Below are 24219 nucleotides of genomic sequence, written 5' to 3'. Positions count from 1 at the left end.
TCATGGCCGGAACCCTGAAGGTCAGCGTCGTCTCCGCGAACGCGGAGGTCTGGTCGGGCGAGGCGAAGCAGATCTCCGCCCGCACGGTCGAGGGCGAGATCGGCATCCTGGTCGGTCACGAGCCGATGCTCGCGATCCTCGCCTCGGGTGAGGTGCGCGTCACGGCCGCCGACGGCAGCCGGATCACCGCGCAGGCGGACGACGGCTTCCTGTCCGTCGAGAACGACGTCGTCACCGTCGTGGCCCGGGAGGCCGCGCTGGTCTGACGACCCGCCGCCTCGAGCGGTGACCGGAGGGGCCGGGTGATCATCGCGATCGCCCGGCCCCTCCGTCGTGCGTGGTGCAGTGGCGCCGCGCGTCCTCCGCGTGCCTCCGGGCGCGCCGTCCCTCCCGAGGAGCCTCGTGCACGTCCTGCTTCCCCCGTCCGAGACCAAGCGCGACGGCGGCTCGGCCGAGTTCCGGGTCGAGGAGCTGGCGTTCCCGGTGCTCACCGAGCGTCGCGTGGCGCTGCGCGAGGCGCTGGTCGCGCTCGCGGGCGATCCTGACGCCTCCGCCCGAGCCTTGAAGCTCAGCCCCCGGCAGCTCGGCGAGATCGAGCGGAACGCGGCCCTGCCGACTGCTCCGGCGATGCCCGCGGTGGACCGCTTCGACGGCGTGCTCTTCGACGCGCTCGACGCGGCGTCGCTCCCGCCCGGGGCTCGCGGCGTCCTCGGTCGGATCGTCGTGGTGCAGTCGGCGCTGTGGGGTCCCGTCCGCGGGCTCGACGGCATCCCCGCCTACCGCCTGTCGCACGACTCACGGATCCCCGGCCTGCCGCTGAAGCGCTGGTGGGCGGCCGAGGCGGGGCGGGAGCTGTCTGCGCTCGAGGGACTCGTCCTGGACCTTCGGAGCGAGTCCTACGCGGCGCTCGGTCCGCTGCAGCCGGGGGAGGGGCGGTTCTTCGTCCGCGTGCGATCCCGCGACGCGTCGGGGCAGCTGCGGAACCTCAACCACTTCAACAAGCAGGGCAAGGGCCTCTTCGTCCGCGCGCTCGCGGAGGACGGGGTCGAGACCGACTCCCTCCCCGAGCTGGTCGAGTGGGCGGCGTCCCGCGGTTTCGAGCTGGCGCCGAACGACGACAGCGGCGAGCTGGACCTCGTGGTGCCCTCGGCCTGAGCGTCAGGAGCGGGCGCGGAAGCAGCCGGTGAGGTGGTCGTCGACGACACCGGCCGACTGCAGCAGGGCGTACATGGTCGTCGCTCCGACGAAGCGGAAGCCGGCTTTGCGCAGCGCCTTGGAGAGCGCCAGGGAGGCCGGGGTCGAAGTGGGGACGTCGGCGGGGCGGACGACGCGGCCGAGTGGCGCCTCCTCCTGGAACGACCAGACCAGGCGGTCCAGCGCACCGTCGCCGTCGCGCTCGCATAGGGCGAGGGCCGCCTGCGCGTTGCCGATGGTCGCGAGGATCTTGGGGCGGCTGCGGATGATGCCGGCGTCGTCCATCAGGCGGTCGACGTCGTCCGCATCCATCGCCGCGACGGCGTCGAGATCGAAGTCGTGGAAGACCTCTCGGAACCGCGGCCGCTTGCGGAGGATCGTGATCCAGGAGAGCCCGGCCTGGAAGCCCTCGAGGCAGATCTTCTCGAAGAGCGGGCGGTCGCCGTGCAGGGGGACGCCCCACTCCTCGTCGTGGTAGCGGCGGTACTCGACGTCGTCGCCGCTCCAGGCGCACCGGACGGTGCCGTCCGCGCCGGTGATCAGTCCGTCCTCGGCGGTCATCGGTGGGCGATCCCCTCGTGATCGAGCAGCCAGGCCTTGGTCGCGACACCCTCGCCGGCACTGAAGCCCGTGATCCGGCCGTCTCCGGCGAGCACGCGGTGGCAGCCGACGAGGATCGGGATCGGGTTCGCGCCGACGGCGCCGCCGATGGGCCGGCCGGAGCGGAGCCGTCCCGTCGCCTGCCCGAGGGCGCCGTAGGAGGTGATCTCGCCGAAGCCGATGCCCTGCAGCGCTCCCCAGATCTCGAGTTGGAAAGGCGTGCCGCGCAGCAGCAGCGGCAGGTCGAAGGTGCGCCGCTCGCCGGCGAAGTAGGCGTCGAGCTGCTCGACCGCGCTGCAGAGGACGGGGAGCGCGCTGTCGGGCAGGTGGTCGTGCGGGAGGGTGCCGCCGTTCTCGATCGCGAGCGAGACGATCGACTCGCCGTCGCTGCCGACCTCGATCCGGCCGAGGGGGCTGACGGTGCGGCGCACGTGCAGGGGAGTCGTTCTCATGCCACGAGAGTATCCGCGGCACGGAGAGCCGACCGGCGGGAATCGGACATCGGTGGACGGCTGCGAGGCTCGGCCGCCTGTGGAGGACGCAGCGGGCGCGTCGCGATCCACCGACCCCGCAGTCCCACCGTGCCGACGGTGGGCGGGTCTCGATACGCCCCTGCGGGTCTACTCGACCCGCAGGGAGGAGGCGCTTCCAGCTGAGGCTATGGAGCGCCGAGCGCTCCATGCTGATCGAGTAGCCCGCGCAGAGGGCGCGTCGAGCGCGGAAGCCGCTTCGCGTCTCTGCGGTGAGGGAAAGGACGCGGCTGCGCCGCGTCAGGCTGGTCGAGTAGCCCCGCAGGGGCGTATCGAGACCCGCCGTCACCAGCTGGGCGGGTCTGCAGACTCGCGTTCTGACGGTGGTGGATCTCGATACGCCCGCTCCGCGGGCTACTCGATCAGCATGGTTCCCCCATACGTACTAGGTAATCTTTCTTAGGAGATCAACCCACTGCAGGCTCCCGCGGCGCCGCTCGACGAGCGGGTGCGCAGGCGACGGCGTTCCTCCACAGGTGACGATCCGGCGATCTGTCTTCCGACCGCTCCGGGTCCCGCTCCGGAGCGACGCCGAGGGCGCCACCGTTGCCGCATGACACTCACTTCATCGCCTCCGATCCGCTCCCTCGACCACCGCGCCGTGCTCGCCGCGATACCGCGCCTCCTCGGTCACTCGCCGCAGGAGAGCGTCGTGCTCGTCCCGCTGCGGGACGGCGCGCCCACGGGTGCGCTCCGCTTCGACCTGGCGGCCGGTGATCCCGCACGAGCCGCCCGGGCCTGGATCGGGGCGCTCGGGCGCTTCGGTCGCGTGGAGCGCCTGATGATCGTGCTCGTCACCGGCAGTGGACGTGCGCCACATGCAGACGCGCTCGTCGCTGCGCTGAGCACCCGGGCGCAGGGCATCGGACTCCCCGTCGAGGTGCTGGTCACCGCCGACCCTCGACGGCCGGTGCCGCGCAGCGGCGGCTCCCCGCGCGGCGCGACGCCCGAGGACGCCGCGCCGGCCGCGCTCCTGCCCGTCGTCGACCGAGGGGAGGCGCTGGCGGTCGCCGCAGAGGTCGACGCGCTCCTCGACAGGCACCCGAGCGCGCGTCTCCCCGACGCACTCGCGGCCGACGCCGAGTCCCTCCTGCTGCGCGCGGCAGCGGGCCGTCCCTGGCAGCCGCGGACCCGAGCCCTCGCCGTGCTCATCGTCTGCGCACAGCGACGCGACTGGCGGGAGCGGGCGATGGAGCTCCTCGCCTCTCCCGGCCGCGTCGCCGCGACGTCCGTCCTCGAGCTGGTCGCTCAGGTGGCGGCGGCTGCCCCGGCGACCGAGCGGACCGCGCTGCTGGTCCTGCTCGCGACACTGCACTGGTGGTCGGGGCTGGCGTCGTCGGCCGTGATCCTCGCACGCGAGGCGGTCCGGCTCGACCCGCACCACCACGAGGCGCGGATCCTCGTCGCAGCCCTGGACCACGGCGAGCGGTGCGCGGGGGCCGTCGACGGTCGTCGCGCCGCGTGAGGGACGCTCGTGCGCGCCGCCGCTCGTGCGGGCGGCGCGCACACCGCTCAGAGGCGGGCCCAGGCCTCCGTCAGGACCGAGCGGAGGATCTGCTCGATCTCGTCGAACTCCTTCGGCCCGATCGTCAGGGGCGGTGCGAGCTGCACGACGGGGTCGCCGCGGTCGTCGGCCCGGCAGTACAGCCCGGCGTCGAACAGCGCCTTCGAGAGGAAGCCGCGGAGCAGGCGCTCCGACTCCTCCGCGTCGAAGGTCTCCTTCGTCGTCTTGTCCTTGACCAGCTCGATCCCGAAGAAGTAGCCCGCGCCGCGGACGTCGCCGACGATCGGCAGGTCGAGCAGCTTCTCGAGCGTGGAGCGGAACAGCGGCGAGTTCTCGCGCACGTTCTCGTTGAGCTTCTCCTCCTCGAAGATGTCGAGGTTCTCCAGCGCGACCGCAGCGGAGACCGGATGGCCGCCGAAGGTGTAGCCGTGCGGGAAGGAGACCTCGCCGTGCCGGAAGGGCTCGTAGATGCGGTCGCTGACGATGGTCGCGCCGATGGGGGAGTACCCGCTGGTCATGCCCTTCGCGCAGGTGATCATGTCGGGCACGTAGCCGTACTCGTCGCAGGCGAACATGTGCCCGATCCGCCCGAAGGCGCAGATCACCTCGTCCGAGACGAGGAGCACGTCGTGCCGGTCGCAGATCTCGCGCACCCGCTGGAAGTAGCCGGGCGGCGGCGGGAAGCAGCCGCCCGAGTTCTGCACCGGCTCCAGGAAGACCGCGGCGACCGTCTCGGGGCCCTCGAACTCGATCATCTCCTCGATGCGGTCGGCGGCCCAGACGCCGAAGGCCTCCAGGTCGTCGCCGTGCTGGGGTGCGCGGTAGAAGTTGGTGTTCGGCACGCGGAAGCCACCGGGGACGATCGGCTCGAACATCGCCTTCATCGCCGGGATGCCGGTGATCGCCAGCGCGCCCTGCGGGGTGCCGTGATAGGCCACCGAGCGCGAGATCACCTTGTGCTTGCCCGGCTTGCCCTGCAGCTTCCAGAAGTGCTTGGCCAGCTTGAAGGCGGTCTCGACGGCCTCGCCGCCGCCGGTGGAGAAGAACACGCGGTCGAGGTCGCCCGGGGCGTGGTCGGCGAGGCGGTCGGCGAGCTCGATCGCCGACGGGGTCGCGTACGACCAGAGCGGGAAGAACGAGAGCTCGGACGCCTGCTTGGCAGCCGCCTCCGCGAGCCGCCGTCGGCCGTGGCCCGCGTTGACGACGAAGAGCCCGGAGAGCCCGTCGAAGTACTTGCGACCCGTGCTGTCCCAGATGTGGTGGCCCTCGCCCCGGGTGATGATGGGCACTCCGGCTCCGGAGTCCATCACCGACTGCCGGGTGAAGTGCATCCAGAGGTGGTCCTTGGCCTTCTTCTGCAGCGCCGCGTCGTCGAACCCGGCCGGGGCGTCCTCGCCCTTCACCGGATCGCCGGACGCGAGGCCCTGGCTCGAGAAGGCTGTCTCTGTGGTCATCGGTTACCGCGTTCCCCAGTTGTAGAACTGCTTGTGGAGTTTCAGATAGACGAAGGTCTCGGTGGAGAGGACCCCCGGGAGCGAGCGGATCTCCTGGTTGAGCAGGGCGATCAGGTCGTCGTCGTTCTCGCAGACGACCTCGGCGAGGATGTCGAAGGTGCCCGCCGTCAGCACGACGTAGTCGACGGCCGGGATCGCCGCGAGGCTGTCCGCCACCACCCGTGTGTCACCCGTCACGCGAACCCCGATCATCGCCTGGCGGTAGAAGCCGAGCTGCATCGGATCCGTGACGGCGACGATCTGCATCACGCCCGACTCGGTCAGCTTCTGCACCCGCTGGCGGACCGCCGCCTCGCTCAGCCCGACCGCCTTGCCGATCTCGGCGTAGGAGCGCCGGCCGTCGGCCTGCAGCTGCTCGATGATCGCCTTGGAGACGTCGTCGAGCTGGAGCGGGCGCGAGGCAGGAGGGCGGGAGGGGCTCATGCGATGATTCTGGCAGCCCGGGCGGGGCCCGGCAAGTGAATCCGCATCCTCAGGCCTGTCGGGACGACGGAATCCACCGTGCTGCGAGCGCTCTCCTCTCCAGGTGCGCGGGCTGCTCCGGTGCACCGCGCGGTGCTCGGCACCGCTGCCGACCGGACGTCTGAGGCGCCCCCGCAGCCGATAGCATCGGAGGGATCGGCCCGCACGCGCGGGGCCGGCGGACGCGAGGAGACGCGATGACGCAGATCGGCCGCAGCCGAGCGTCGGTGACCGTCCCCGTCTCGGCCTGGTCCTCGGACACGCCCTCCGCGGAGGTGACGCTCGGCTGGGCCGCGCGCACCGAGGTCGGCCTCGTCCGGAGCGCGAACGAGGACAGCTACCTGGCGAAGACGCCCCTCTTCGCCGTCGCCGACGGGATGGGCGGCCATGCGGCCGGCGAGGTGGCCAGCGACGCCGTCGTGTCCCGGCTCTCGCTCGCCGCGACCGGCGCGACGGTCGGGGCGGAGGAGATCGACCGCGCGCTCCGCGAGGCCGTCGACGACATCGCCCGGCAGTCGCAGACCGCCGACGGCGGCACCGGCACCACCGTGACCGGCGCCGCGCTGACGGTCGTGGGCGGCGAGCCCTACTGGTCGGTCTTCAACATCGGCGACTCGCGCGTCTACCTCTGCGTCCAAGGGGCGCTGGTCCAGCTGACCGTCGACCACTCGATCGTCCAGGAGCTCGTCGACGCCGGGGTCATCACGCGCGACGAGGCGGACGTGCATCCGCACAGCAACGTGATCACCCGGGCGGTCGGCTTCCACGAGCCGCCCATCCCCGACTACCGCCTCGTCCCCGTGATCGCGCCGTCGCGGCTGCTCGTCTGCTCCGACGGGCTGACCAAGGAGCTCACCGACGCGGGTCTCGAGCACGTGCTCTCCACCGCGGCGACCGCCCAGGACGCGGCGGACGAACTGGTCGAGGCCGCGCTCGGCAACGGCGGTCGCGACAACGTGACGGTCATCGTCGTCGACGTGCTCGCCGTCACCGGGGACGGCGACTGATCGAGCACCCGGGAGGCACGGCAGCACCCCGGGTACCATGGCACGAGGAGGGGTGGTCTCGGTGATCTGCAGCACGTGTGGCTCCACCCTCGCTCCCGGGGCGATCCTCTGCGGAGAGTGCGGCACCTCGGTGGCCTCGCACGCGACTCCGGGCGCGTCCCGCCCCGCCTCCTCCGGTGACACGACCGTCCTCGATCCCTCCCGCCGCGCCTGGCTGCCGGGCCTCGCGCCGGGTCGGCACCGGCGGCCGGCTCCCGGAGCGCCGATGGCGCCGCCGAGTCAGGGACTCGTGCGGTTGATCTTCGCCTCCGGCCAGCACGCCATCGTCACCGGCAACGGTCTCATCGGCCGCCAGCCGCTGCCGGACGCGGGTGAGACCTTCCGGCACATCCTCGCCGTGCCCGACCCGACGCGCTCGCTGTCCAAGACGCACCTCGAGTTCGGCTTCGACGAGGGCGGGCTGTGGGTCAGCGACCGCTGGTCGGCGAACGGCTCCGTGCTGGTCGCCCCCACGCAGGCTCCGCTCCCGCTCGAGGCGGGCCGCCGCTACCGCGCGAAGATCGGCAGCCGGCTGCTGCTGTCCTCCGTCGAGATGGCGGTCGAGCGGGTCGAGGGCTCCTCCACAGCGTCGAACCGTCCACCGATCACGCGCTGACCCGCCACGCGGCACGGGCGTCCGCTTCGCTGGTCGCATGACGATGCAGCACCCCCGAGCGCGGCTCCTGCCGCCGACTCCGCCGACCGTGCCACCGCGGCCGTCGTTCCCGTGGATCGCGGCGCTGGCCCCGGTGCTGACGTCGCTCGTGCTCTACGCGCTGACGTCGTCGCCGTACACGCTGGCTCTCGCCGCGCTCGGGCCGGTCGTCGCGGTCGCGTCCTTCCTCGACACGCGCCGTCTCCGCCGCCGGACCGCTCGTCGAGAGGGCGAGCGCTATGCGCGGGAGCTCACCGCCTACACCGCGGAGACGGCGCTGGCGCGTGCGGAGGAGCTCGCCGCGCTGCGCCGCGCGTCGCCCCGCCCGCTCGACGTCCTCGAGCACCGGGTGCCGGTGGACGCCCGCTGGCGGCGCGCCGCCGCGGGGCTGGAGATCGTGCTCGGGCGGGGGCCTGCACCGGCGGAGGACTCCGCGGACGGCGGGGCTCCGCTGCCGGTGGCGCTCTCCTCGGGGGTCGGCGTCGTCGGACCGCCGGTCCTCGCCCGGGCGCTGGTGCGCGGGCTCCTGGTGCAGGTGGCAGAGCTCGTGGCGCCCGGCTCCCTCCGCATCGAGCTGCCGGGCGGAGCGGCGTGGAACTGCCTCCGCGCCCTGCCGCACACCCGGGCGGTCGCCGCGCCGCTGGCTCTCGCGGTCCTCGAGGAGGACGGAGCGAGCGACGCCGACGCCGTGATCGCGCTGGCCGGCAGTGCGGACGAGCTGCCGAAGCGGTGCCGCTGCATCGTGCAGGTCGGCGGCGCGGCTCCCGCGAGCGTGGTCGGCCGCTCCGGAGCCGGCGTGACGGAGCCGCTGATCGCCGACTACGTCTCCGCCGAGCAGGCGCGCGGTTACTCCGAGTCCCTCGCCGCGGCGAACGGCCCGGGAGCGGAGGAGCTGCCGGAGTCCGTCCTGCTCTCCGAGCTCGGCGGACCGGCCCGGAACGACGGCGGGGGAGGGCTGCCGGTGCTGCTCGGGCGGACCGCGGACGGCCCGGCCGAGATCGATCTGGTCCGCGACGGGCCGCACGCCGTCGTCGGCGGGACCACGGGGAGCGGGAAGAGCGAGCTCCTCATCGCGTGGGTGGTGGCGCTGGCGGGCCGGTACCCGCCCTCGGCCGTGACGTTCCTGCTCGCCGACTTCAAGGGCGGTGCAGGGTTCGGCGCACTCCGGCGGCTGCCGCACGTGACCGGTGTGATCACCGATCTGGATCCCGAGGGCGCGGTCCGCGCCTTCGCCAGCATCGCGGCCGAGCTGCGCCGGCGCGAGGTGGTCCTCGCCGAGCACGGCGTTCCCGACGTCGCCCGGTTGCCGCCCGGTGTGCTCGCGCGGCTGCTGATCGTGGTCGACGAGTGCGCGGTCGTTCTCGAGCGCGCTCCGGAGCTGCACCGCACCTTCGCCGACATCGCCGCGCGCGGCCGCTCGCTCGGCCTCCACCTCGTGCTCTGCACGCAGCGCCCCGTCGGCGTCGTCCGCGACGCGGTCGCGGCGAACTGCGGACTGAGGATCGCGCTCCGGGTGCACGACGCCGCCGACTCCCGGGCGCTGATCGGCTCGGACGCCGCCGCCCGCATCCCGCACGGCGTCGCCGGCCGGTGCGTCGTGTCGATCGGCGGACGCGGGCGGATCGTCCAGGCGGCACTCGCGCGCGAGGCCGACATCGCCGCGGTGGTCCGCAGGGGCGGCGGGGACGCCGCCGTCCACCGGCCGTGGCTCGACCCGCTGCCGGCCCGGGTCCCGTTGCCGCCGGAGCGGCGGCGACCGGGTGTCGTCGCACTCGGACTCGTCGACCGCCCCGTCGAGCAGCGGCAGGACGTCGTCCACCTCGATCGCCGCTCCCTCCTCGTCCTCGGTGCGGCGGGCTCCGGCCGGAGCGGTGCGCTCCGGACGATCGCAGCGCAGCTCGACGGCGCCCGCATCGTCGGCCCGCTCGACGCCGAGGAGGCCTGGGACGCGGTCGTCGACGGTGAGGGGCCGAGCGGTCCGCTCCTGCTCGACGACCTCGATCTCCTGCTGCGGCGCTGCAGCGACGACGAGCGCCGTCGGCTCCTCGATGCCCTGCAGACCGCGCTCCGCTCCGACGGCGAGTCGATCGTCGTCACCGCCCGCCGGGTGACGGACGGCCTGGCCGCGCTCCGCGACGCCTTCGACGACGTGCTGCTGCTGCGAGCCGCGCACCGCCAGGAGCACCAGCTGCTCGCGCTGCACGGCGAGCCGTACCGCGGCGATCTCCCTCCGGGTGGCGGCTGGTGGCGCGGGGAGCGGCTGCAGGTCTTCGCGCCGCCGCCGTCAGCCCCGGTGCGGCCTCGTGCCACCGTGCCGGTCGTCCCGACGGGAGCGCAGCCGTTCGCTGTCCTGACGAACCGGCCGGGGGCGCTGCGGGCGAGGCTCGCTTCGGCGCGGATCCCGGCGGTCCTGGTCGGCGACGTCGCGGGCACGGTGCACGAGCCCGGCGTCGCGATCCTCGGAACGGTCGTGGAGTGGTCGGCCGCCAGAGTGCTCCTCAGCAGGCTCCGCGCGGTCGCCCCCGTGGTGCTCGAGGTGCCGGTGGGCGAGGCGCGGGTCGTGCTGGGTCCGCTTCCACCGGCACCCCTCTGCACCGGGGAGCGGGTCCTGCTGGAGGCGGACGGTCGTCTCCGCCGGGCCCGCTGGCCGGACGCGGGAACCCGCTGAACGGGAGGAATCCGCGGTCGATGCGCGTCCGGAACGCGGATTTCGTGACGATCATGTTTCCAGATGGCGGATCTCGTCGGTCCGTCATCGACAGACGTCCGAGCACTGTGCCAGTATTTCCCCACGTTCACGCCGGTGGGCCCGAGCACCGACGCAGTCAGGAGCCGCAGCCATGACCCGTCCTCTCCCGAGGGACCCCGTACTCCGCGAGGCCATCGCCGTCGCGCGCTCCCGCGAGCGGGAGCGGCGCGCGATGCTCTCCCGACGCGCCGTCCTGGGCGGTCTCGGTCTCGGGGTCGGAGCGCTGGCGCTCGCCGCCTGCGCCCCGGTCTCCCGCGCCGCGCCGACCGCCGCCGTCGACGACTCCGCCGCCGACCCGCGCCTCGTCTGGGACAACTGGCCCGCCTACCTCGACGAGGACGACGACGGCGGCTACCCGACGCTGACGGCGTTCGAGGAGCAGACCGGCATCTCCGTCACCTACAACGTCGCGGTCGACGACAACAACTCCTACTACGGCAAGGTCAAGGACCAGCTCGCGCTGGGCCAGTACATCGGCGCCGACACCGTCTGCCTGACCGAGTGGATGGTCTCCCGGCTGGCCCGGCGCGGCTACATCCAGGAGCTCGACCACGCGAACATCCCGAACATCGTCAACCTCACCCCCTCGCTCGCGAATCCGGACTTCGACCCCGGACGTCACCGCTCCCTCCCGTTCCAGGCCGGCTTCGCCGGGATCTGCTGGAACAAGGAGAAGCTCCCGAACGGCCTGGCCAGCGTGGACGACCTGTGGGACCCGGCTCTGCGCGGGCGGGTCGGCGTGCTCAGCGAGATGCGCGACACCATCGGGCTGATCATGCTCTCCCAGGGCACCGACATCGCCGGGGTCTGGGGTGACGACGAGTACATGAACGCCATCGACGTCTTCCGCAAGCAGGTCGACGAGGGCCAGATCCGCAACATCAAGGGCAACGCCTACCTGAACGACCTGCAGAACGAGGACACCCTCGCGGCGATCTGCTGGTCGGGCGACATCACCCTGATCAACACCGAGGCGGGCGACAAGTGGGAGTTCGCGCTCCCCGACTCGGGCGGCACCCTGTGGAACGACACCTTCGTCGTGCCGATGGGCTCGCAGCGCAAGGCCAATGCCGAAGCGCTGATGAACTACTACTACGAGCCGGAGGTCGCCGCCGAGGTGGCCGCCTGGGTCAACTACATCACCCCCGTCGACGGAGCGAAGGACGCCATGGAGAGCATCGACCCGGAGCTGGCCGAGAACCAGCTGATCTTCCCCGACGAGGACACGCTCGCGCAGTCCCACATCTTCCGGACGCTCACCGCGGACGAGGAGAAGGACTACCAGGCCGAGTTCCAGAAAGTGCTGCTGGGCATCTGATGGCGATGGGAACCTTCGCCGAGCGCGGCGCCGACCTCGAACTGGTCGGGATCAGCAAGCAGTACCCGGGCTTCACCGCCATCGACTCGCTGGATCTCACCATCCCCGCGGGATCCTTCTTCGCCCTCCTCGGGCCCTCCGGCTGCGGGAAGACGACCACGCTGCGGCTCGTCGCGGGCCTCGAGGAGCCCAGCGCCGGCCGGATCCTGATCGGCGGGAAGGACGTCACGGCCACCAAGACGTTCCAGCGCCCGGTGAACACGGTCTTCCAGTCCTACGCGCTGTTCCCGCACATGTCGATCCTCGAGAACGTCGCCTTCGGCCTCAAGCGCCGTCGGATCGACGACCCGGTCGGCAAGGCGCACGAGGCGCTCCGGCTGGTCGAGCTCGACCACCTGGCCCAGCGCCGCCCGGCCCAGCTCTCCGGCGGTCAGCAGCAGCGGGTCGCCCTCGCACGCGCGATCGTCAACCGGCCCGCGCTCCTGCTCCTCGACGAGCCCCTCGGCGCGCTCGACCTCAAGCTCCGCCGGCAGATGCAGCTCGAGCTGAAGTCGATCCAGGAGGAGGTCGGCCTCACCTTCCTGCACGTCACGCACGACCAGGAGGAGGCCATGACCATGGCCGACACCGTCGCGGTGATGAACAAGGGCCGGATCGAGCAGATGGGCGCCCCCGAGGCGCTCTACGAGCTCCCGCGGACCGTCTTCGTCGCCAACTTCCTCGGCCAGTCGAACCTCTTCACCGGCGAGGTCGTCGCCTCGACCGGCACCGCGCTGATCGTCGCGGCCGGCGACGCCCGGATCGTCGTGCCGACCGCCCGTGCGGCCCGCGAGTCCGGCGAGATGACGATCGGCGTCCGCCCCGAGAAGCTCCAGCTGCTCACCGAGGCGCCGGCCGACTCGCCGGACCGCAACGTGCTGGGCCCGGGGCGCGTCGTCGACGTCTCCTTCAGCGGCGTCAGCACGCAGTACACGATCGAGATCCCGACGCTCGGCCCGATCGTCGTCTTCGCCCAGAACATGGTCTTCGGGCCGGTCGTCGGCGAGGGCGCGCAGGTCTGGGTGAGCTGGAGCATCGAGCACGGCTTCGGACTGGCCGACGAGCCGGGCACCGTGCCGCGCTTCGCCGCGGACGACTCCACCCGCTCGATCGCTCTGCAGAAGCGCGGGCTGCTCGCCGGACGCTCCGGAGGGGCGTAGGCATGGCCTTCGCCGCGTTCGCGTCCGGCTCGACCGACACGCTCGATCCGCCGGTCCGCCGGCGGTCGACGATCGCCCTGGTGCTCCTGCTGCCGGGCATCGTCTACATGCTGCTGTTCTTCCTCACGCCGCTGATCTCCCTCGTGCTGACCTCGTTCCAGGTCGAGGTGCCGGACGGCGACATCGGCGAGTACGCGCCGGGCTTCGCCTGGCAGAACTACCTCGTCGTGATGGCCGACTACTGGCCGCACGCGATCCGCTCCTTCGGCTACGCGCTGATCGCCACGGTGCTCGCGCTCGTCATCAGCTACCCGCTCGCCTACTTCATCGGCGTGAAGGCGCGGCCGTGGCCGCTGCTGCAGAACCTGCTGCTGACGCTGGTGATCGCCCCGTTCTTCATCAGCTTCCTGCTGCGCACCCTGGCCTGGAAGCAGATCCTCGCCGACGAGAGCCCGCTCGTGCAGGCCCTCAAGACCGTCGCGATCCTGCCCTCGGACGGTCACCTCACGGGCACCCCGATCGCCGTCGTGTTCGGCATCACCTACAACTTCATCCCGTTCATGACGCTGCCGCTCTACACGACGCTGGAGCGGCTGGACACCCGGCTCCTCGAGGCGGGCTCCGACCTCTACGCGCACCCCGCCTCGGTGTTCTGGAAGGTGACAGTGCCGCTCTCGATGCCCGGCATCGTCTCGGGCACGCTGCTCACCTTCATCCCGGCCGCCGGCGACTACATCAACGCCAGCCGCGACTTCCTCGGCTCCTCGCAGACCTCGATGGTCGGCAACGCGATCGAGGCGAACTTCCTCACCCTCGAGAACTATCCGGCCGCGGCCGCGCTCTCGATCGTGCTGATGGCCGTGATCCTGATCATCGTCGGCTTCTACGTGAAGCGCAGTGGAACGGAGGACCTCCTGTGACCGCCACCGCCGACCGCCCCGTCGCGAGTGCCCAGGAGGCGCTGGGAGCACCGCCGCCCGCACCCGTGCGCGGGCCCCGCCGCTTCAAGGGCCTGGGCCTCGGGATCTACACCGCCCTCGCGCTGATCTTCCTGCTGATCCCGATCGGCTACACCTTCGTCTACTCGTTCAACGACTCGGGCAAGAGCAATCTCGCCTGGCGCGGCTTCACCTTCGACAAGTGGATCTCGGCGTGGACGAGCGAGGAGGTGATGACGGCGTTCGGCAACAGCCTGCTCGTCGGCGTCGTCGCGACCGTCCTGGCCACCGCGCTCGGCACGATGATCGCGATCGCGCTCGTGCGGTTCCGCTTCCGGTTCCGCTCCGCGATCAGCCTGCTGCTGTTCCTGCCGATGGCGACGCCCGAGGTGGTGCTCGGCGCGGGTCTCGCCGCCCAGTTCCTCGCGGTCGGCACCGAGAAGGGCCTCGTCACGATCATCCTGGCGCACACGATGTTCTGCATCAGCTTCGTGGTGGTGACGGTCAAGGCGCGCGTCGCGAGCCTGGATCCTCGGCTCGAGGAGGCGGGACGCGACCTCTACGCCTCGCCGAGCCAGGTCTTCTGGCGGATCACCTTCCCGCTGCTGCTCCCGGGCATCCTCGCCGCCGCGCTGCTCTCCTTCGCGCTGAGCTTCGACGACTTCATCATCACGAACTTCAACTCCGGCTCGGTCACGACGTTCCCGAAGTACATCTACATCGCGGCGGCGCGCGGCATCCCCGCGGAGGCCAACGTGATCGCCTCGGCGGTGTTCGTGCTGGCGATCCTGATCGTCGTCGTCACGCAGGTGTCGTCGGCGGCGCGGGCGAAGCGACTGGCGAGGACTCAGTAGCAGGCGAGGACGCGGCAGCCGGCGAGGACTCGGCGGCCCAGGGTCCGCGCCTCAGACGTAGGAGGCGCGGATCGCGCCGACGGGCTGCCCGCCGCCGGTGACCACCGGGTTGAGGCGCACGAGCACCTCGTTCGCCGCGGTGCGATCGACCGTGCCCGCCTCGACCAGCAGCTTCAGCGCCACGACGGTCGCGGCGCGCAGGCTCCCGTCGAGGATCTTCAGCGCGACCGTCGTGCCGTCCGGCGACGCCATCACCAGCACGCCCTCCGCGCCGAGCTTCGCGACCAGGCCGAGGCGCTCGATCACCACCGTGTTGTCGCGACCCGGACCGTCCAGGGCCCAGGCGTTCTCGAGGATCGCCTCGGTGAGGACGCCCGCCTGCCGGTAGAGCCCGAACGGCGAGGCGGGGGAGGAGGAGACGATCCGCGAGATCCCCTTCGCGAGCGCGGTCAGCGGCAGCGCGTGCACCGGAGCGCCGCAGCCGTCGATGCCCGAGGCGACGATCCGCTCGCCGGTGAGCCGCTCGATGGTGTCGACGATGTGCTGCTGCAGCGGGTGCGAGCGCTCGAGGTAGTCGTCGGTGCTCCAGCCGTTCTGCACGCAGGCGAGCAGCATCGCCGCGTGCTTGCCCGAGCAGTTCATGTAGAGCGGATCCGCGCTCGCGCCGGCCCGCAGCAGCTTGGTGCGCGAGGCCGAGTCGGTCGGCCAGTCGGCCGGGCACTGCAGCGCCGTGTGGTCGAGCCCGGCCCGGAAGAGCAGGTTCTGCACCAGGGCGACGTGCTGCGGGATGCCCGCGTGGCTCGCGGTCGCGATCACCGCCTCCGCCCCGCTCAGCTCGACGCCGGCGGTCATCACGGCGAGGGCCTGGAAGGGCTTCAGGCAGGAGCGGGGGAAGACCGGAGCCGTCGGGGTGCCCAGGGTGCGGGCGACGCGGCCGTCGGAGTCGAGGAGCACGGCCGATCCTGCGTGGCGCGACTCGACGAAGCCGGAGCGCTCGACCACCGCCAGTTCGACGGACTCGGCGAGGGTGAAGGTACCTGCGGACATCCCCCCATCTTGCCCGACGGCCCGGCGCCTCCTGAGCGGAGGGGCCGGGCCGTCGTCGGTGGGAGCGGGGCTCAGAGGGTCGCGAACGCCTCGCCGAGGACGGCCACGGCCTCGTCCAGCAGCTCGTCCGTGAGGGCGAGGCTGGGGAGGAAGCGCACCACGTTGCCGTAAGTGCCGGCGCTGAGGACGAGCACGCCGTGCTTCGCCGCGTAGTCGATGATCGCGCCGACCGCGGCGGTGTTGGGCTGCTTGGTGGTCTGCGCGGTGCCGGGCTCGACGAGCTCGATCGCCATCATCGCGCCGATGCCGCGCACGTCGCCGATGATGTCGTAGCGCTCCTGCAGTGCGCGCAGTGCGGCGCCGAGGCGGGCGCCGATCCGGTCGGCCTCGGCGAGGAGGCCGTCCTGCTCGATCCGCTCGAAGACCGCGACCGCCGCGGCCGCCGCGATGGGGTTGCCGCCGAAGGTCCCGCCGAGGCCGCCGGCCTGCGCGGAGTCCATGATCTCGGCGCGGCCCGTGACGCCCGCGAGCGGCAGGCCGCCGGCGATGCCCTTGGCCGAGAGCACCATGTCCGGGACGAGGCCGAAGTGCTCGCTGGCGAACCAGGCGCCGGTGCGGGCCATGCCCGACTGGATCTCGTCGGCGACGAAGACGATGCCGTTCGCGGTGCACCACTCCTGCAGTGCGGGAAGGAAGCCTTGTGCGGGGACCATGAAGCCGCCCTCGCCCTGCACGGGCTCGACGACGAGGCAGGCCAGCGCGGAGGCGCCCACCGTCTTCTCGAGGTAGGCGATGGTGCGCTCGGCCGCCTCGACGCCCGAGAGGCCGTCGTGGTACGGGTACGAGCTCGGCGCGCGGTGCACGTCGCTCGCGAACGGACCGAAGCCGAGGCCGTAGGGGAGCGCTTTGAAGTTCATCGCCATGGTCAGGTTCGTGCGGCCGTGATAGGCGTGGTCGAGCACCGCCACCCCCGGGCGGCCGGTGTGCTTGCGGGCGATCTTGACCGCGTTCTCCACGGCCTCGGCGCCGGAGTTGACCAGCACGGTCTTCTTCGCGTGGTCGCCGGGGGTGTGCTCGCCGAGCAGCTCCGCGACGCGGATGTACGGCTCGTAGGGCGTGACGGTGAAGAGGGTGTGGGTGAGGCGGCCGAGCTGCGCGGTGGCGGCCGCGACGACCGCGTCGTCGGTGTGGCCGATCGTCGTCACGCCGATGCCGGCGCCGAGGTCGATGAACTGGTTGCCGTCGACGTCGACGAGGATCGCGCCGTGCGCGCGGTCGATGTAGACGGGCAGCGCGGTGCCGACTCCGGTGGGCACGACGGCGAGGCGACGCTCGTGCAGGGCCCTCGATCGCGGCCCCGGGATCTCGGTCGCGACGCGACGCTCCTGGGGGACGGCCGACGTGGGAACCTGGGGGGCGAGCGTGTCTGTCATGGTGCCCCGAGTCTACCTTCGGGCCTCGGAGGACCAGGGGTCCAGACCGTCGAGACCGGCCTGAACCACGGCCGAGAAGGAGGGATCCGATGAGAACCGAGCACGATTACGCTCTTTCCGTCGTCTGGGAGGGCAACCGCGGCACCGGCACCAGCGGGTACCGGGAGTACGGGCGCCAGAACGTCCTCGTCGCCGAGGGCCCGCCGCCGATCCTCGGCTCGGCCGACAAGCCCTTCCGCGGCGACCCGGACCGCTGGAACCCCGAGCAGCTGCTGCTCGCCTCCCTCGCGCAGTGCCACCTGCTGTCGTACCTGCACGTCGCCGTGAAGAACGGGGTCGTCGTGACCGAGTACGTCGACGACGCCGTCGGGCGCATGGTGCAGGAGGGCGAGGGCGGCCGCTTCGTGTCGGTCACGCTCCGGCCGCGGGTGCGCGTCGCGCACGAGTCGATGGTCGAGCTCGCGCAGTCGCTGCATGGCGAGGCCTCGCGACTGTGCTTCATCGCGAACTCCGTGAACTTCCCGGTGGGACACGAGCCGCAGACCTCGGCGGCCGACGCGCAGTGAGCCGCCCGGAGTGGTCAGCGCCGCTCGTGCGGCAGCGCGCGCCGGATCTTCTCGACCGTGGTGACCGGCGGTGACTCGTTGTAGACGCCCGCCGCCTCCTGGCCCGACAGTGCATGGATCGCGGCCATCACCTCGTCGGTGGCGTGCCGGCGTGCACGGCCCGAGTCGGCGGAGCCGTGCCGGGAGAGGTCGAGCGGATCGCCGAAGCGCACGGTGATCCGGTGCAGGCGGGGGATCTTCGAGCCGACGGGCTGCAGCTCCTGCGTGCCGACGAGTCCGACCGGGACGACCGGCGCACCGGTGGTGAGGGCGAGCCACGCCACGCCGGTGCGGCCGCGGTAGAGGCGGCCGTCGCGCGAGCGCGTCCCCTCCGGGTAGACGGCGAACGCCTCGTCGCGCTCGAGGATCGCGCGCCCGAGATCGAGCGCCTCCTGCGCGGCCTGGCCGGCGCCGCGCTCGACGGGCACCGCTCCGACCGCCGTGAAGAAGGAGCGCGAGGCGGCACCCCGCGCGCCGGTGCCGGTGAAGTAGTCGGCCTTGGCGAGGAACTGCACCGGCCGCGGGGCCAGCAGCGTCAGCACGGGGGAGTCGATGAACGAGAGGTGGTTGCTGGCGAGGATGACGCGGCCGGTGCGCGGCACGTTGTCGCGGCCCTCGACGATCGGCCGGTAGATCATCCGGCCGAGGCGGCTCATCGTGAAGCGGGCCACCCGAGCGGAGACGCCGATCCCCGGCGGCGTCGGCGGAGTCGGCGGTGTCGGAGCGTCGTCGGTCGGCATTCGCCCGACGCTACCGGCGGGTGCATGCCGCTCGGGTCATGCCCCGCCGACCGCTCCGCCGAGTGCCGCCGTCGGGTGCTGCGGCGGACGACCGCGAACCGCCCCTCGTCACGAGGAGCGGCCCGCAGGACGGCGCAGCGGGTGACCGCTCAGCCGAAGGTGGCGAGCGCCTCCTCGATGACGTTCGCGGCGTCGTCGATCAGCTCCTCGCTGATGACCACGCTCGGCATGATGCGCAGGACGCTGTCCCAGCTGCCGGCGTCGAGGGCGATGACGCCGTTCGTCGTGACGTGCTTGAGCACGGCGGAGAGCGCCTCCGGGTTCTGCTTCCTGGTGCCGGGGTGCACGAGCTCGACGCCGAACATCGCGCCCTTGCCGCGGACCTCGCCGACGACGGCGAAGCGGTCGGCCCAGTCGCCGATGCGGGCCTGGAGGGAACGCTCGACGCGCTGCGCCTCGGCGATCAGCCCCTCGGACTCGATGGCCCCGAAGGTCGCGAGCGCGGCGGCGGTCGAGACGGGGTTGCCGCCGAAGGTGCCGCCGATTCCGCCGGGCTGGACGGCGTCCATGATCTCGGCGCGGCCGGTGACCGCGGCGAGCGGGAAGCCGCCGGCGATGCCCTTGGCCGTGGTGATCAGGTCGGGGACGACGCCGAAGTGCTCGATCGAGTACCAGGCGCCGGTGCGGGCGATGCCGGCCTGGATCTCGTCCGCGACGAAGACGATGCCGTTCTCGGTGCAGAACTCCGACAGCCGCTCGAAGTAGCCGGCCGCGGGGATGATGATGCCGCCGTCGCCCTGGATCGGCTCGACGAACAGCGCCGCGAGCTCCTCCGCGCCGATGTGGGTGCGGATGTAGTCGATCGAGCGCTCGGCCGCCTCCTCGCCCGTCATGCCCTCGGGGTCGCGGAACGGGTAGCTCATCGGGAGGCTGTAGATCTCGCCGGGGAAAGGGCCCATGCCGGCGCGCTCGGGCCAGGGGCGGTAGGTCATCGCCATGGTCAGGTTGGTGCGGCCGTGGAACGCGTGGTCGAGCGAGGCGATCGCGCGGCGACCGGTGTGCTTCCGCGCGATCTTGACCGCGTTCTCGACGGCCTCGGCGCCGGAGTTGACGAGGATCGAGTGCTTCTCGAAGTCGCCGGGGGTGATCTCGCCGAGCTTCTCGGCGACCCGCACGTAGTTCTCGTAGGGGGTCACGGTGAAGAGGGTGTGGGTCAGCTTCTCCGCCTGGGCGGCGGCCGCGGCCGCGACCGCGGGGTGCGCGTGACCGATGGTGGTGACGCCGATGCCGCAGCCGAGGTCGATCAGGCGGTTGCCGTCGACGTCGACGAGGACGGCGCCCGAGGCGTGGTCCATGTAGATGTTCGCGAGGGTTCCGGCGCCGCGGGAGACGCTGGCGACGCGGCGCTCCTGCAGCGCGATCGAGCGGGGGCCGGGGAGCTCGGTGACGAGCGCGCGGGACTGGGGGACCGAGAATTCACGCATTCCTCCATGCTAGGCGCGGCTCCCGGGGAGCGGGCCGGGGACGCTCCGCGCACGGACGACCGCGCGCGAGCCGTGGAGGGATCGTTCAGCCGGGTCAGAGGCGCAGCCCTCAGGATGGAGCGATCCCCCCGACGTCGTCCCGCTCCCTGCCGGGCAGGAAAGGTGCACCCGTGCGCAGAACCCTCGCGATCCTCGCTGTCCTCGGCGCCTCCCTCAGCCTCGCGGCCTGCACGGACGGTACCCCCGAGGCGTCGCCGAGTGCGACCCCGACTCCGCTCTCCTGCATCTCCTCCGGAGACGCGTCGAGCGTGGTGGAGGCCGCCGGTGACTTCGCGACGAAGCCGGTCACCGTCTTCCCGACGCCGATGAGCGTCGACGAGACCGAGGGCACCACCGTCATCGAGGGCACCGGCGAGGCGGTCGCCGAGGGCGACACCGTGCTCGTGGACTACACCCTCTACAACGGCACGAGCGGCGCCGAGTTCTCGGCGAGCAGCTACGCCACCGGCGGGCGCGCCGCCTTCGAGGTCGACACCGAGCAGTACCTGGCGGGCCTCGTCAAGGCGGTCAACTGCGCGACGGTCGGCTCGCGCGTCGTCGCGGTCGTCCCGCCCGCCGACGCGTTCGGCGACGCCGGCAGCACCGATCTCGGGATCGCCGCGGACGACTCCATCGTGATGGTCATCGACGTCGAGGGCATCGTCCCGTCCGCCGCGACCGGCGAGCCGCAGGCCCCGGTCGACGGGCTGCCGACGGTGGCGCTCGCCGAGGACGGCGCCCCGACGGTGACGATCCCCGAGACCGACCCGCCGACAGAGCTGCAGCTCGAGGTGCTGAAGAAGGGCGACGGGCAGACCGTCGCCGACGGCGACTCGCTGATCGTGCAGTACCAGGGCGTCGTCTGGGGCACCGGCGAGGTCTTCGACCAGAGCTGGGGCAACGGCACTCCCGCGTCCTTCGGCACCGGCGACGTGATCGAGGGCTTCAAGGAGGCGGTGGTCGGCCAGACCGTCGGCTCGCAGGTGCTCGTGGTCATCCCGCCGGACAAGGGCTACGGCGAGGCCGGCAACACGAACGCGGGCATCAGCGGCACCGACACGCTGGTCTTCGTGGTCGACATCCTCGCGGTGAGCTGACCCGGCACCGCCCGTCCCGGGAGTCGCCGGGGCCGCCGTGCCAGGATGGGCGGATGCGCAGGGTCATCATCCTCGGCTCGACCGGGTCCATCGGCACGCAGGCCCTCGACGTCATCGGCGCGAACCGCGACCGGTTCGAGGTGGTCGGCCTGGGCGCGGGCTCGAACCGCGAGGTCGTCGCCCAGCAGGCGTGCGACTTCGGCGTCGAGCACACCGCCTTCGGCGCTGCGGAGGCCGAGCAGCTGATCCGCTCGGTCGACGCCGACGTCGTCCTCAACGGCATCACGGGGTCCGTGGGCCTCGGCCCGACGCTCGCGGCGCTCGAGGAGGGCCGCACCCTCGCCCTCGCGAACAAGGAGTCGCTGATCGTCGGCGGCGAGCTGGTCACCTCGCTCGCCGCTCCCGGGCAGATCGTGCCCGTCGACTCCGAGCACTCGGCGATCGCGCAGGCGCTGCTCGCGGGGGAGCACCGCGAGGTCCGCCGGCTGGTGCTGACCGCGTCGGGCGGTCCGTTCCGCGGACGCGACCGCGCCTCCCTCCGCGACGTCACCCCGGCCGAGGCGCTCGCGCACCCGACCTGGGACATGGGCCTGGTCGTCACCACCAACTCGTCCACGCTCGTCAACAAGGGCCTCGAGGTGATCGAGGCGCACCTGCTCTTCGACGTGGCGTACGACCGGATCGACGTGACCGTGCACCCGCAGTCGATCGTCCACTCGATGGTCGAGTTCGTCGACGGCTCCACGATCGCCCAGGCGTCGCCGCCCGACATGCGCCTGCCGATCTCTCTCGGGCTCGACTGGCCGCACCGCGTCGCGGGCGTCGGCGTGCCGCTGGACTGGACGCGGGCCCAGTCCTGGACGTTCGAGCCGCTCGACGAGGAGGCCTTCCCCTCCGTGCGGCTCGCGAAGAAGGTCGGAGTCGCGGGGGCGTCCTACCCGGCCGTCTTCAACGCGGCGAACGAGCAGGCCGTGCAGGCGTTCCACGCCGGGCGGATCGGCTACCTGGACATCCTCGCGACGGTCGAGGCCGTCGTCGACGCGCACACGGTCGAGGGCGCGCTGACCCGAGAGTCGCTGGACGAGGCGGAGTCCTGGGCGCGCCGCACGGCGGACGCGCGGATCGCCTCCGCCTGAGCGCGACGGGACGGCTGCGGCATCCCGACGCCGTGCTGCACCGTCGATCCGTCACGAACGGTCCCCTCGCGCATGCGGCGACGACCACTCGTGACGGATCGACGCGCGAGGAGGGATCCACTTGGAAGAGACACCCGCACACATGCTGGTCGAGTAGCCCCGCGGGGGCGTATCGAGACCCGCCACCGCATGAACGTCGGTCTCTTCGCTCCTTCGAGAAGGGCGACCGTTCGCCCACCGAACTCTGAGCCGGGGCTCGGATCGGCCGGGTCGGGTCCGGCGCCCCCCGTTCGCGCGGGGGCCGGATCACGAGCAGACTTCGAGTGCCGCGACGTCCTCGGAAAGAGTGCCGGTGCCGCCGAGCAGCGTGAGGCTGTCGGTGCCCGCCCGGCGGAGCGCTGCGAAGGTGGCGCTGCGGACGCAGGAGGAGTCGGTCAGCTGGATCGGCCGGTGCTGGGCGGCGGCCGCGGCGATCGCGCCCAGTGCGTCGGCGAAGCCGTCCGCGCGGGCGAGATAGGCCTGATAGCCGAAGCGGTCCGGCGGCTCGAGCTCGTTCACCGCGATGCCGGTGGCGATCCGGTCGGCGCCCGCCACCCGGTAGGTGCCGAGCTCGGGGCGCTCCGACAGCAGCTGATCGGTGATCCCCCTCGAGACCGCCGCCTCGCTGCCGATCACCCGGACGTGCGCGGCGGAGAGGGAGTCGAGGCCCGCCAGCGTCGGAGGGTCCAGCGCCGGGCGCGCTCCGTCGACGAGGAGCACGGGATCGCCGTGCGCACCGGCGACCGGGCCCACGGTGAGGGCGTCGGGATAGTTCGCTCCCGTCGCGAGGTAGGCGTACTCGACCTCTCGGCCGGCGAAGGCGTCGGCGACGACCAGCCGCGAGGTCTCGTAGCGGTCGGCGCCGCCGAGACGGTCGACCACGGGGGCGAGGCCGGAGAGGCGCGCCTCCACCGCAGCGGAGACGGAGAGGACCGAGCCGACGACGACGATCCGCTCGGGGGAGAGGCGTCGGATCTCGTCCTCGACGGCGGCGGGCAGCGCTCGCGGATCCGTGAGCAGCAGCGCGCCGTGCTGCACCGCGGCGGCCGGCCCCGCGCTCAGCGCATCGGGCCAGACTTCGCCGCTCGCCAGGTAGACCACCGGCACGCGGCCGCGGAACGCGCTCCTCGAGACCGCGACCGCCGTGGAGTAGCGGTCGGAGCCGGCGATCCGGTCGGTCGACGGAGCCCAGCCGGACAGCACCACGTCGATCCCGGTCGTGGTCGAGCCGGTGGCGACCGCCAGCACGTCGGCGCCGGCAACGGTCCTGGAGTCGCGCCAGAAGCCGTTCTCGACGAACCTGTCCGAGGCGAGGCCCGTTCCGTGCAGCAGGTACTCGCCCGCGGGCAGGAAGTCGACGTGGTAGCTGTCCTCGGCGTTCGCGACGCCGTCCGAGCTGTTCATCAGCTCGAGCTCGCCGGTCGCCGGATCGCGGAGGTAGGCCTCGACGACTCCGCCCGAGGTGACCGTTCCCGACACGACCGCTCCTGGCCGGACGACGACGTCGACCGTGCGCTCCTCTCCGGGGGCGAGCACGATCACCCCGGCCGCGCTCGTGAAGGACGTGTCGCCGAACCACGTCGGCGCCCAGCCGCGCGGATCGACCCGGACGGCGTAGGGCCCGGCCTCGAGACCGTGGAAGGTCCAGCCGGCGTCGCTCCCTGTGATGCCCGTGCCGTGCGCGTGACCGAGCGCTCCGGCCCCGTCGCTGTCCCCGACGTGGAGCTCCATCCTCGCCCGCCCGATCGTGGTCGCCGGATTCCCGGCGGCGTCGACGTAGTGCGGGACGACCGTGAGGGTCGCCGCCTCCTGCGCGGCAGCGGCGGGATCGGCGGCACCGATCCCGGCGAGGACGAGCAGGAGCGCGGTCAGAGCGGAGGTCAGGGGGCGGAGCGTCATCGGCGGATCCTCGGTGCGGGTGCGGAGGGCCCGATCGGCCGCTCCTCTGCACAGTACGACCGGGCGGAGGCGGGCGCTCCACCCCCATTCGCGCCGCTCATCGGAAGACCCCAGGTATCGCCCAGCGGTCGCGGTCG

General features: G+C 72.4%; 22 protein-coding genes. 13 read left to right on the top strand and 9 right to left on the bottom strand.

What is annotated here, in order from left to right:
- The first annotated feature begins 2 nt into the window (after window positions 1-2).
- Together HQQ86_RS02240 and HQQ86_RS02235 are read left to right on the top strand one after the other, a co-directional pair.
- Complete coding sequence (locus HQQ86_RS02240; protein WP_160088413.1) at window positions 3-266, top strand: F0F1 ATP synthase subunit epsilon; 264 nt, start codon at window positions 3-5, stop codon at window positions 264-266.
- Window positions 267-402: 136 nt separating this feature from the next.
- Entirely contained in the window at window positions 403-1155 is a 753-nt protein-coding gene (locus HQQ86_RS02235; protein ID WP_173286123.1) for a peroxide stress protein YaaA, read from the top strand.
- Window positions 1156-1158: 3 nt separating this feature from the next.
- On the opposite strand, the gene HQQ86_RS02230 is transcribed toward HQQ86_RS02235, so the two are convergent.
- Entirely contained in the window at window positions 1159-1755 is a 597-nt protein-coding gene (locus HQQ86_RS02230) for a DNA-3-methyladenine glycosylase I (RefSeq protein ID WP_173286120.1), read from the bottom strand.
- Window positions 1752-2246 (bottom strand): methylated-DNA--[protein]-cysteine S-methyltransferase, encoded by a 495-nt coding sequence (locus HQQ86_RS02225; protein WP_173286118.1) that lies wholly within the window; start codon window positions 2244-2246, stop codon window positions 1752-1754. Before HQQ86_RS02225 ends, HQQ86_RS02230 begins: the two co-directional genes overlap by 4 nt.
- Window positions 2247-2877: 631 nt before the next feature.
- Here HQQ86_RS02225 and HQQ86_RS02220 point away from each other — a divergent pair.
- Window positions 2878-3789 carry a DUF4192 family protein gene (locus tag HQQ86_RS02220; protein ID WP_173286116.1) on the top strand — a complete coding sequence of 304 codons (912 nt, stop codon included), beginning with the start codon at window positions 2878-2880 and terminating at the stop codon, window positions 3787-3789.
- Between the two features lie 47 nt (window positions 3790-3836).
- Here the strand turns inward: HQQ86_RS02220 and HQQ86_RS02215 are convergent, their stop codons facing one another.
- Together HQQ86_RS02215 and HQQ86_RS02210 are read right to left on the bottom strand one after the other, a co-directional pair.
- Window positions 3837-5282 carry an aspartate aminotransferase family protein gene (locus HQQ86_RS02215; protein WP_173286114.1) on the bottom strand — a complete coding sequence of 482 codons (1446 nt, stop codon included), beginning with the start codon at window positions 5280-5282 and terminating at the stop codon, window positions 3837-3839.
- A 3-nt stretch (window positions 5283-5285) separates the two neighbouring features.
- Window positions 5286-5765: an Lrp/AsnC family transcriptional regulator gene (locus HQQ86_RS02210; RefSeq protein WP_173286112.1), complete on the bottom strand. Its 480-nt coding sequence runs from the start codon at window positions 5763-5765 to the stop codon at window positions 5286-5288.
- Between the two features lie 236 nt (window positions 5766-6001).
- Between HQQ86_RS02210 and HQQ86_RS02205 the strand changes: the two genes are divergently transcribed.
- The 7 genes from HQQ86_RS02205 (at window position 6002) to HQQ86_RS02175 (ending at window position 14563) form a co-directional block, all read left to right on the top strand.
- Entirely contained in the window at window positions 6002-6811 is an 810-nt protein-coding gene (locus HQQ86_RS02205; RefSeq protein ID WP_173286110.1) for a PP2C family serine/threonine-protein phosphatase, read from the top strand.
- 61 nt (window positions 6812-6872) lie between these two features.
- Window positions 6873-7466, top strand: a complete 594-nt coding sequence (locus HQQ86_RS02200; protein WP_173286108.1) for a hypothetical protein — start codon at window positions 6873-6875, stop codon at window positions 7464-7466.
- A 37-nt stretch (window positions 7467-7503) separates the two neighbouring features.
- A complete protein-coding gene (locus HQQ86_RS02195) occupies window positions 7504-10173 on the top strand; it encodes an FtsK/SpoIIIE domain-containing protein (RefSeq protein WP_173286106.1) in 2670 nt (889 codons plus the stop codon).
- 172 nt (window positions 10174-10345) lie between these two features.
- Entirely contained in the window at window positions 10346-11572 is a 1227-nt protein-coding gene (locus HQQ86_RS02190) for a PotD/PotF family extracellular solute-binding protein (protein WP_173286104.1), read from the top strand.
- Window positions 11572-12771 (top strand): ABC transporter ATP-binding protein, encoded by a 1200-nt coding sequence (locus HQQ86_RS02185; RefSeq protein WP_173286102.1) that lies wholly within the window; start codon window positions 11572-11574, stop codon window positions 12769-12771. Before HQQ86_RS02190 ends, HQQ86_RS02185 begins: the two co-directional genes overlap by 1 nt.
- A gap of 2 nt (window positions 12772-12773) precedes the next feature.
- Window positions 12774-13691, top strand: coding sequence for an ABC transporter permease (locus tag HQQ86_RS02180; RefSeq protein WP_173286100.1), 918 nt, complete (start codon window positions 12774-12776; stop codon window positions 13689-13691).
- Window positions 13692-13783: 92 nt separating this feature from the next.
- On the top strand, window positions 13784-14563 hold the full coding sequence (locus HQQ86_RS02175) for an ABC transporter permease (RefSeq protein WP_254071838.1): 780 nt from the start codon (window positions 13784-13786) through the stop codon (window positions 14561-14563).
- 51 nt (window positions 14564-14614) lie between these two features.
- Here HQQ86_RS02175 and HQQ86_RS02170 read toward each other — a convergent pair whose 3' ends face one another.
- Together HQQ86_RS02170 and gabT are read right to left on the bottom strand one after the other, a co-directional pair.
- Window positions 14615-15610: an asparaginase gene (locus HQQ86_RS02170; RefSeq protein WP_173286098.1), complete on the bottom strand. Its 996-nt coding sequence runs from the start codon at window positions 15608-15610 to the stop codon at window positions 14615-14617.
- Between the two features lie 71 nt (window positions 15611-15681).
- On the bottom strand, window positions 15682-17043 hold the full coding sequence (gene gabT, locus HQQ86_RS02165) for a 4-aminobutyrate--2-oxoglutarate transaminase (RefSeq protein ID WP_173286096.1): 1362 nt from the start codon (window positions 17041-17043) through the stop codon (window positions 15682-15684).
- 89 nt (window positions 17044-17132) lie between these two features.
- On the opposite strand from gabT, the gene HQQ86_RS02160 reads away from it, so the two are divergent.
- Complete coding sequence (locus tag HQQ86_RS02160; protein WP_173286094.1) at window positions 17133-17609, top strand: OsmC family protein; 477 nt, start codon at window positions 17133-17135, stop codon at window positions 17607-17609.
- A 14-nt stretch (window positions 17610-17623) separates the two neighbouring features.
- On the opposite strand, the gene HQQ86_RS02155 is transcribed toward HQQ86_RS02160, so the two are convergent.
- Together HQQ86_RS02155 and HQQ86_RS02150 are read right to left on the bottom strand one after the other, a co-directional pair.
- On the bottom strand, window positions 17624-18304 hold the full coding sequence (locus tag HQQ86_RS02155) for a 1-acyl-sn-glycerol-3-phosphate acyltransferase (RefSeq protein WP_254071837.1): 681 nt from the start codon (window positions 18302-18304) through the stop codon (window positions 17624-17626).
- A 233-nt stretch (window positions 18305-18537) separates the two neighbouring features.
- Entirely contained in the window at window positions 18538-19872 is a 1335-nt protein-coding gene (locus HQQ86_RS02150) for an aminotransferase class III-fold pyridoxal phosphate-dependent enzyme (protein WP_173286089.1), read from the bottom strand.
- Window positions 19873-20042: 170 nt separating this feature from the next.
- Here HQQ86_RS02150 and HQQ86_RS02145 point away from each other — a divergent pair, with 170 nt between their 5' ends.
- Together HQQ86_RS02145 and HQQ86_RS02140 are read left to right on the top strand one after the other, a co-directional pair.
- Window positions 20043-21008 (top strand): FKBP-type peptidyl-prolyl cis-trans isomerase, encoded by a 966-nt coding sequence (locus tag HQQ86_RS02145; protein WP_173286088.1) that lies wholly within the window; start codon window positions 20043-20045, stop codon window positions 21006-21008.
- Between the two features lie 53 nt (window positions 21009-21061).
- Window positions 21062-22144, top strand: a complete 1083-nt coding sequence (locus HQQ86_RS02140; protein WP_173286086.1) for a 1-deoxy-D-xylulose-5-phosphate reductoisomerase — start codon at window positions 21062-21064, stop codon at window positions 22142-22144.
- A 306-nt stretch (window positions 22145-22450) separates the two neighbouring features.
- Here HQQ86_RS02140 and HQQ86_RS02135 read toward each other — a convergent pair whose 3' ends face one another.
- The gene (locus HQQ86_RS02135) at window positions 22451-24082 is read right to left on the bottom strand and encodes a cell wall-binding repeat-containing protein (RefSeq protein WP_173286084.1); all 1632 of its coding nucleotides are present in this window, start codon (window positions 24080-24082) and stop codon (window positions 22451-22453) included.
- Window positions 24083-24219 lie beyond the last annotated feature (137 nt).

Source organism: Rathayibacter sp. VKM Ac-2857 (assembly GCF_013205025.1).
Lineage (GTDB): Bacteria > Actinomycetota > Actinomycetes > Actinomycetales > Microbacteriaceae > Rathayibacter.
Note: the sequence above shows the minus strand (reverse complement) of the source record. Positions and strands in the feature narration are given on the sequence as shown.

Coding starts and splice junctions, on each gene's coding strand:
- HQQ86_RS02160 (WP_173286094.1), top strand. CDS start 17,133: ATGAGAACCGAGCACGATTACGCTCTTTCCGTCGTCTGGGAGGGCAAC.
- HQQ86_RS02205 (WP_173286110.1), top strand. CDS start 6,002: ATGACGCAGATCGGCCGCAGCCGAGCGTCGGTGACCGTCCCCGTCTCG.
- HQQ86_RS02210 (WP_173286112.1), bottom strand. CDS start 5,765: ATGAGCCCCTCCCGCCCTCCTGCCTCGCGCCCGCTCCAGCTCGACGAC.
- HQQ86_RS02170 (WP_173286098.1), bottom strand. CDS start 15,610: ATGTCCGCAGGTACCTTCACCCTCGCCGAGTCCGTCGAACTGGCGGTG.
- HQQ86_RS02155 (WP_254071837.1), bottom strand. CDS start 18,304: ATGAGCCGCCTCGGCCGGATGATCTACCGGCCGATCGTCGAGGGCCGC.
- HQQ86_RS02140 (WP_173286086.1), top strand. CDS start 21,062: ATGCGCAGGGTCATCATCCTCGGCTCGACCGGGTCCATCGGCACGCAG.
- HQQ86_RS02230 (WP_173286120.1), bottom strand. CDS start 1,755: ATGACCGCCGAGGACGGACTGATCACCGGCGCGGACGGCACCGTCCGG.
- gabT (WP_173286096.1), bottom strand. CDS start 17,043: ATGACAGACACGCTCGCCCCCCAGGTTCCCACGTCGGCCGTCCCCCAG.
- HQQ86_RS02180 (WP_173286100.1), top strand. CDS start 12,774: ATGGCCTTCGCCGCGTTCGCGTCCGGCTCGACCGACACGCTCGATCCG.
- HQQ86_RS02185 (WP_173286102.1), top strand. CDS start 11,572: ATGGCGATGGGAACCTTCGCCGAGCGCGGCGCCGACCTCGAACTGGTC.
- HQQ86_RS02195 (WP_173286106.1), top strand. CDS start 7,504: ATGACGATGCAGCACCCCCGAGCGCGGCTCCTGCCGCCGACTCCGCCG.
- HQQ86_RS02135 (WP_173286084.1), bottom strand. CDS start 24,082: ATGACGCTCCGCCCCCTGACCTCCGCTCTGACCGCGCTCCTGCTCGTC.
- HQQ86_RS02240 (WP_160088413.1), top strand. CDS start 3: ATGGCCGGAACCCTGAAGGTCAGCGTCGTCTCCGCGAACGCGGAGGTC.
- HQQ86_RS02225 (WP_173286118.1), bottom strand. CDS start 2,246: ATGAGAACGACTCCCCTGCACGTGCGCCGCACCGTCAGCCCCCTCGGC.
- HQQ86_RS02220 (WP_173286116.1), top strand. CDS start 2,878: ATGACACTCACTTCATCGCCTCCGATCCGCTCCCTCGACCACCGCGCC.
- HQQ86_RS02150 (WP_173286089.1), bottom strand. CDS start 19,872: ATGCGTGAATTCTCGGTCCCCCAGTCCCGCGCGCTCGTCACCGAGCTC.
- HQQ86_RS02190 (WP_173286104.1), top strand. CDS start 10,346: ATGACCCGTCCTCTCCCGAGGGACCCCGTACTCCGCGAGGCCATCGCC.
- HQQ86_RS02215 (WP_173286114.1), bottom strand. CDS start 5,282: ATGACCACAGAGACAGCCTTCTCGAGCCAGGGCCTCGCGTCCGGCGAT.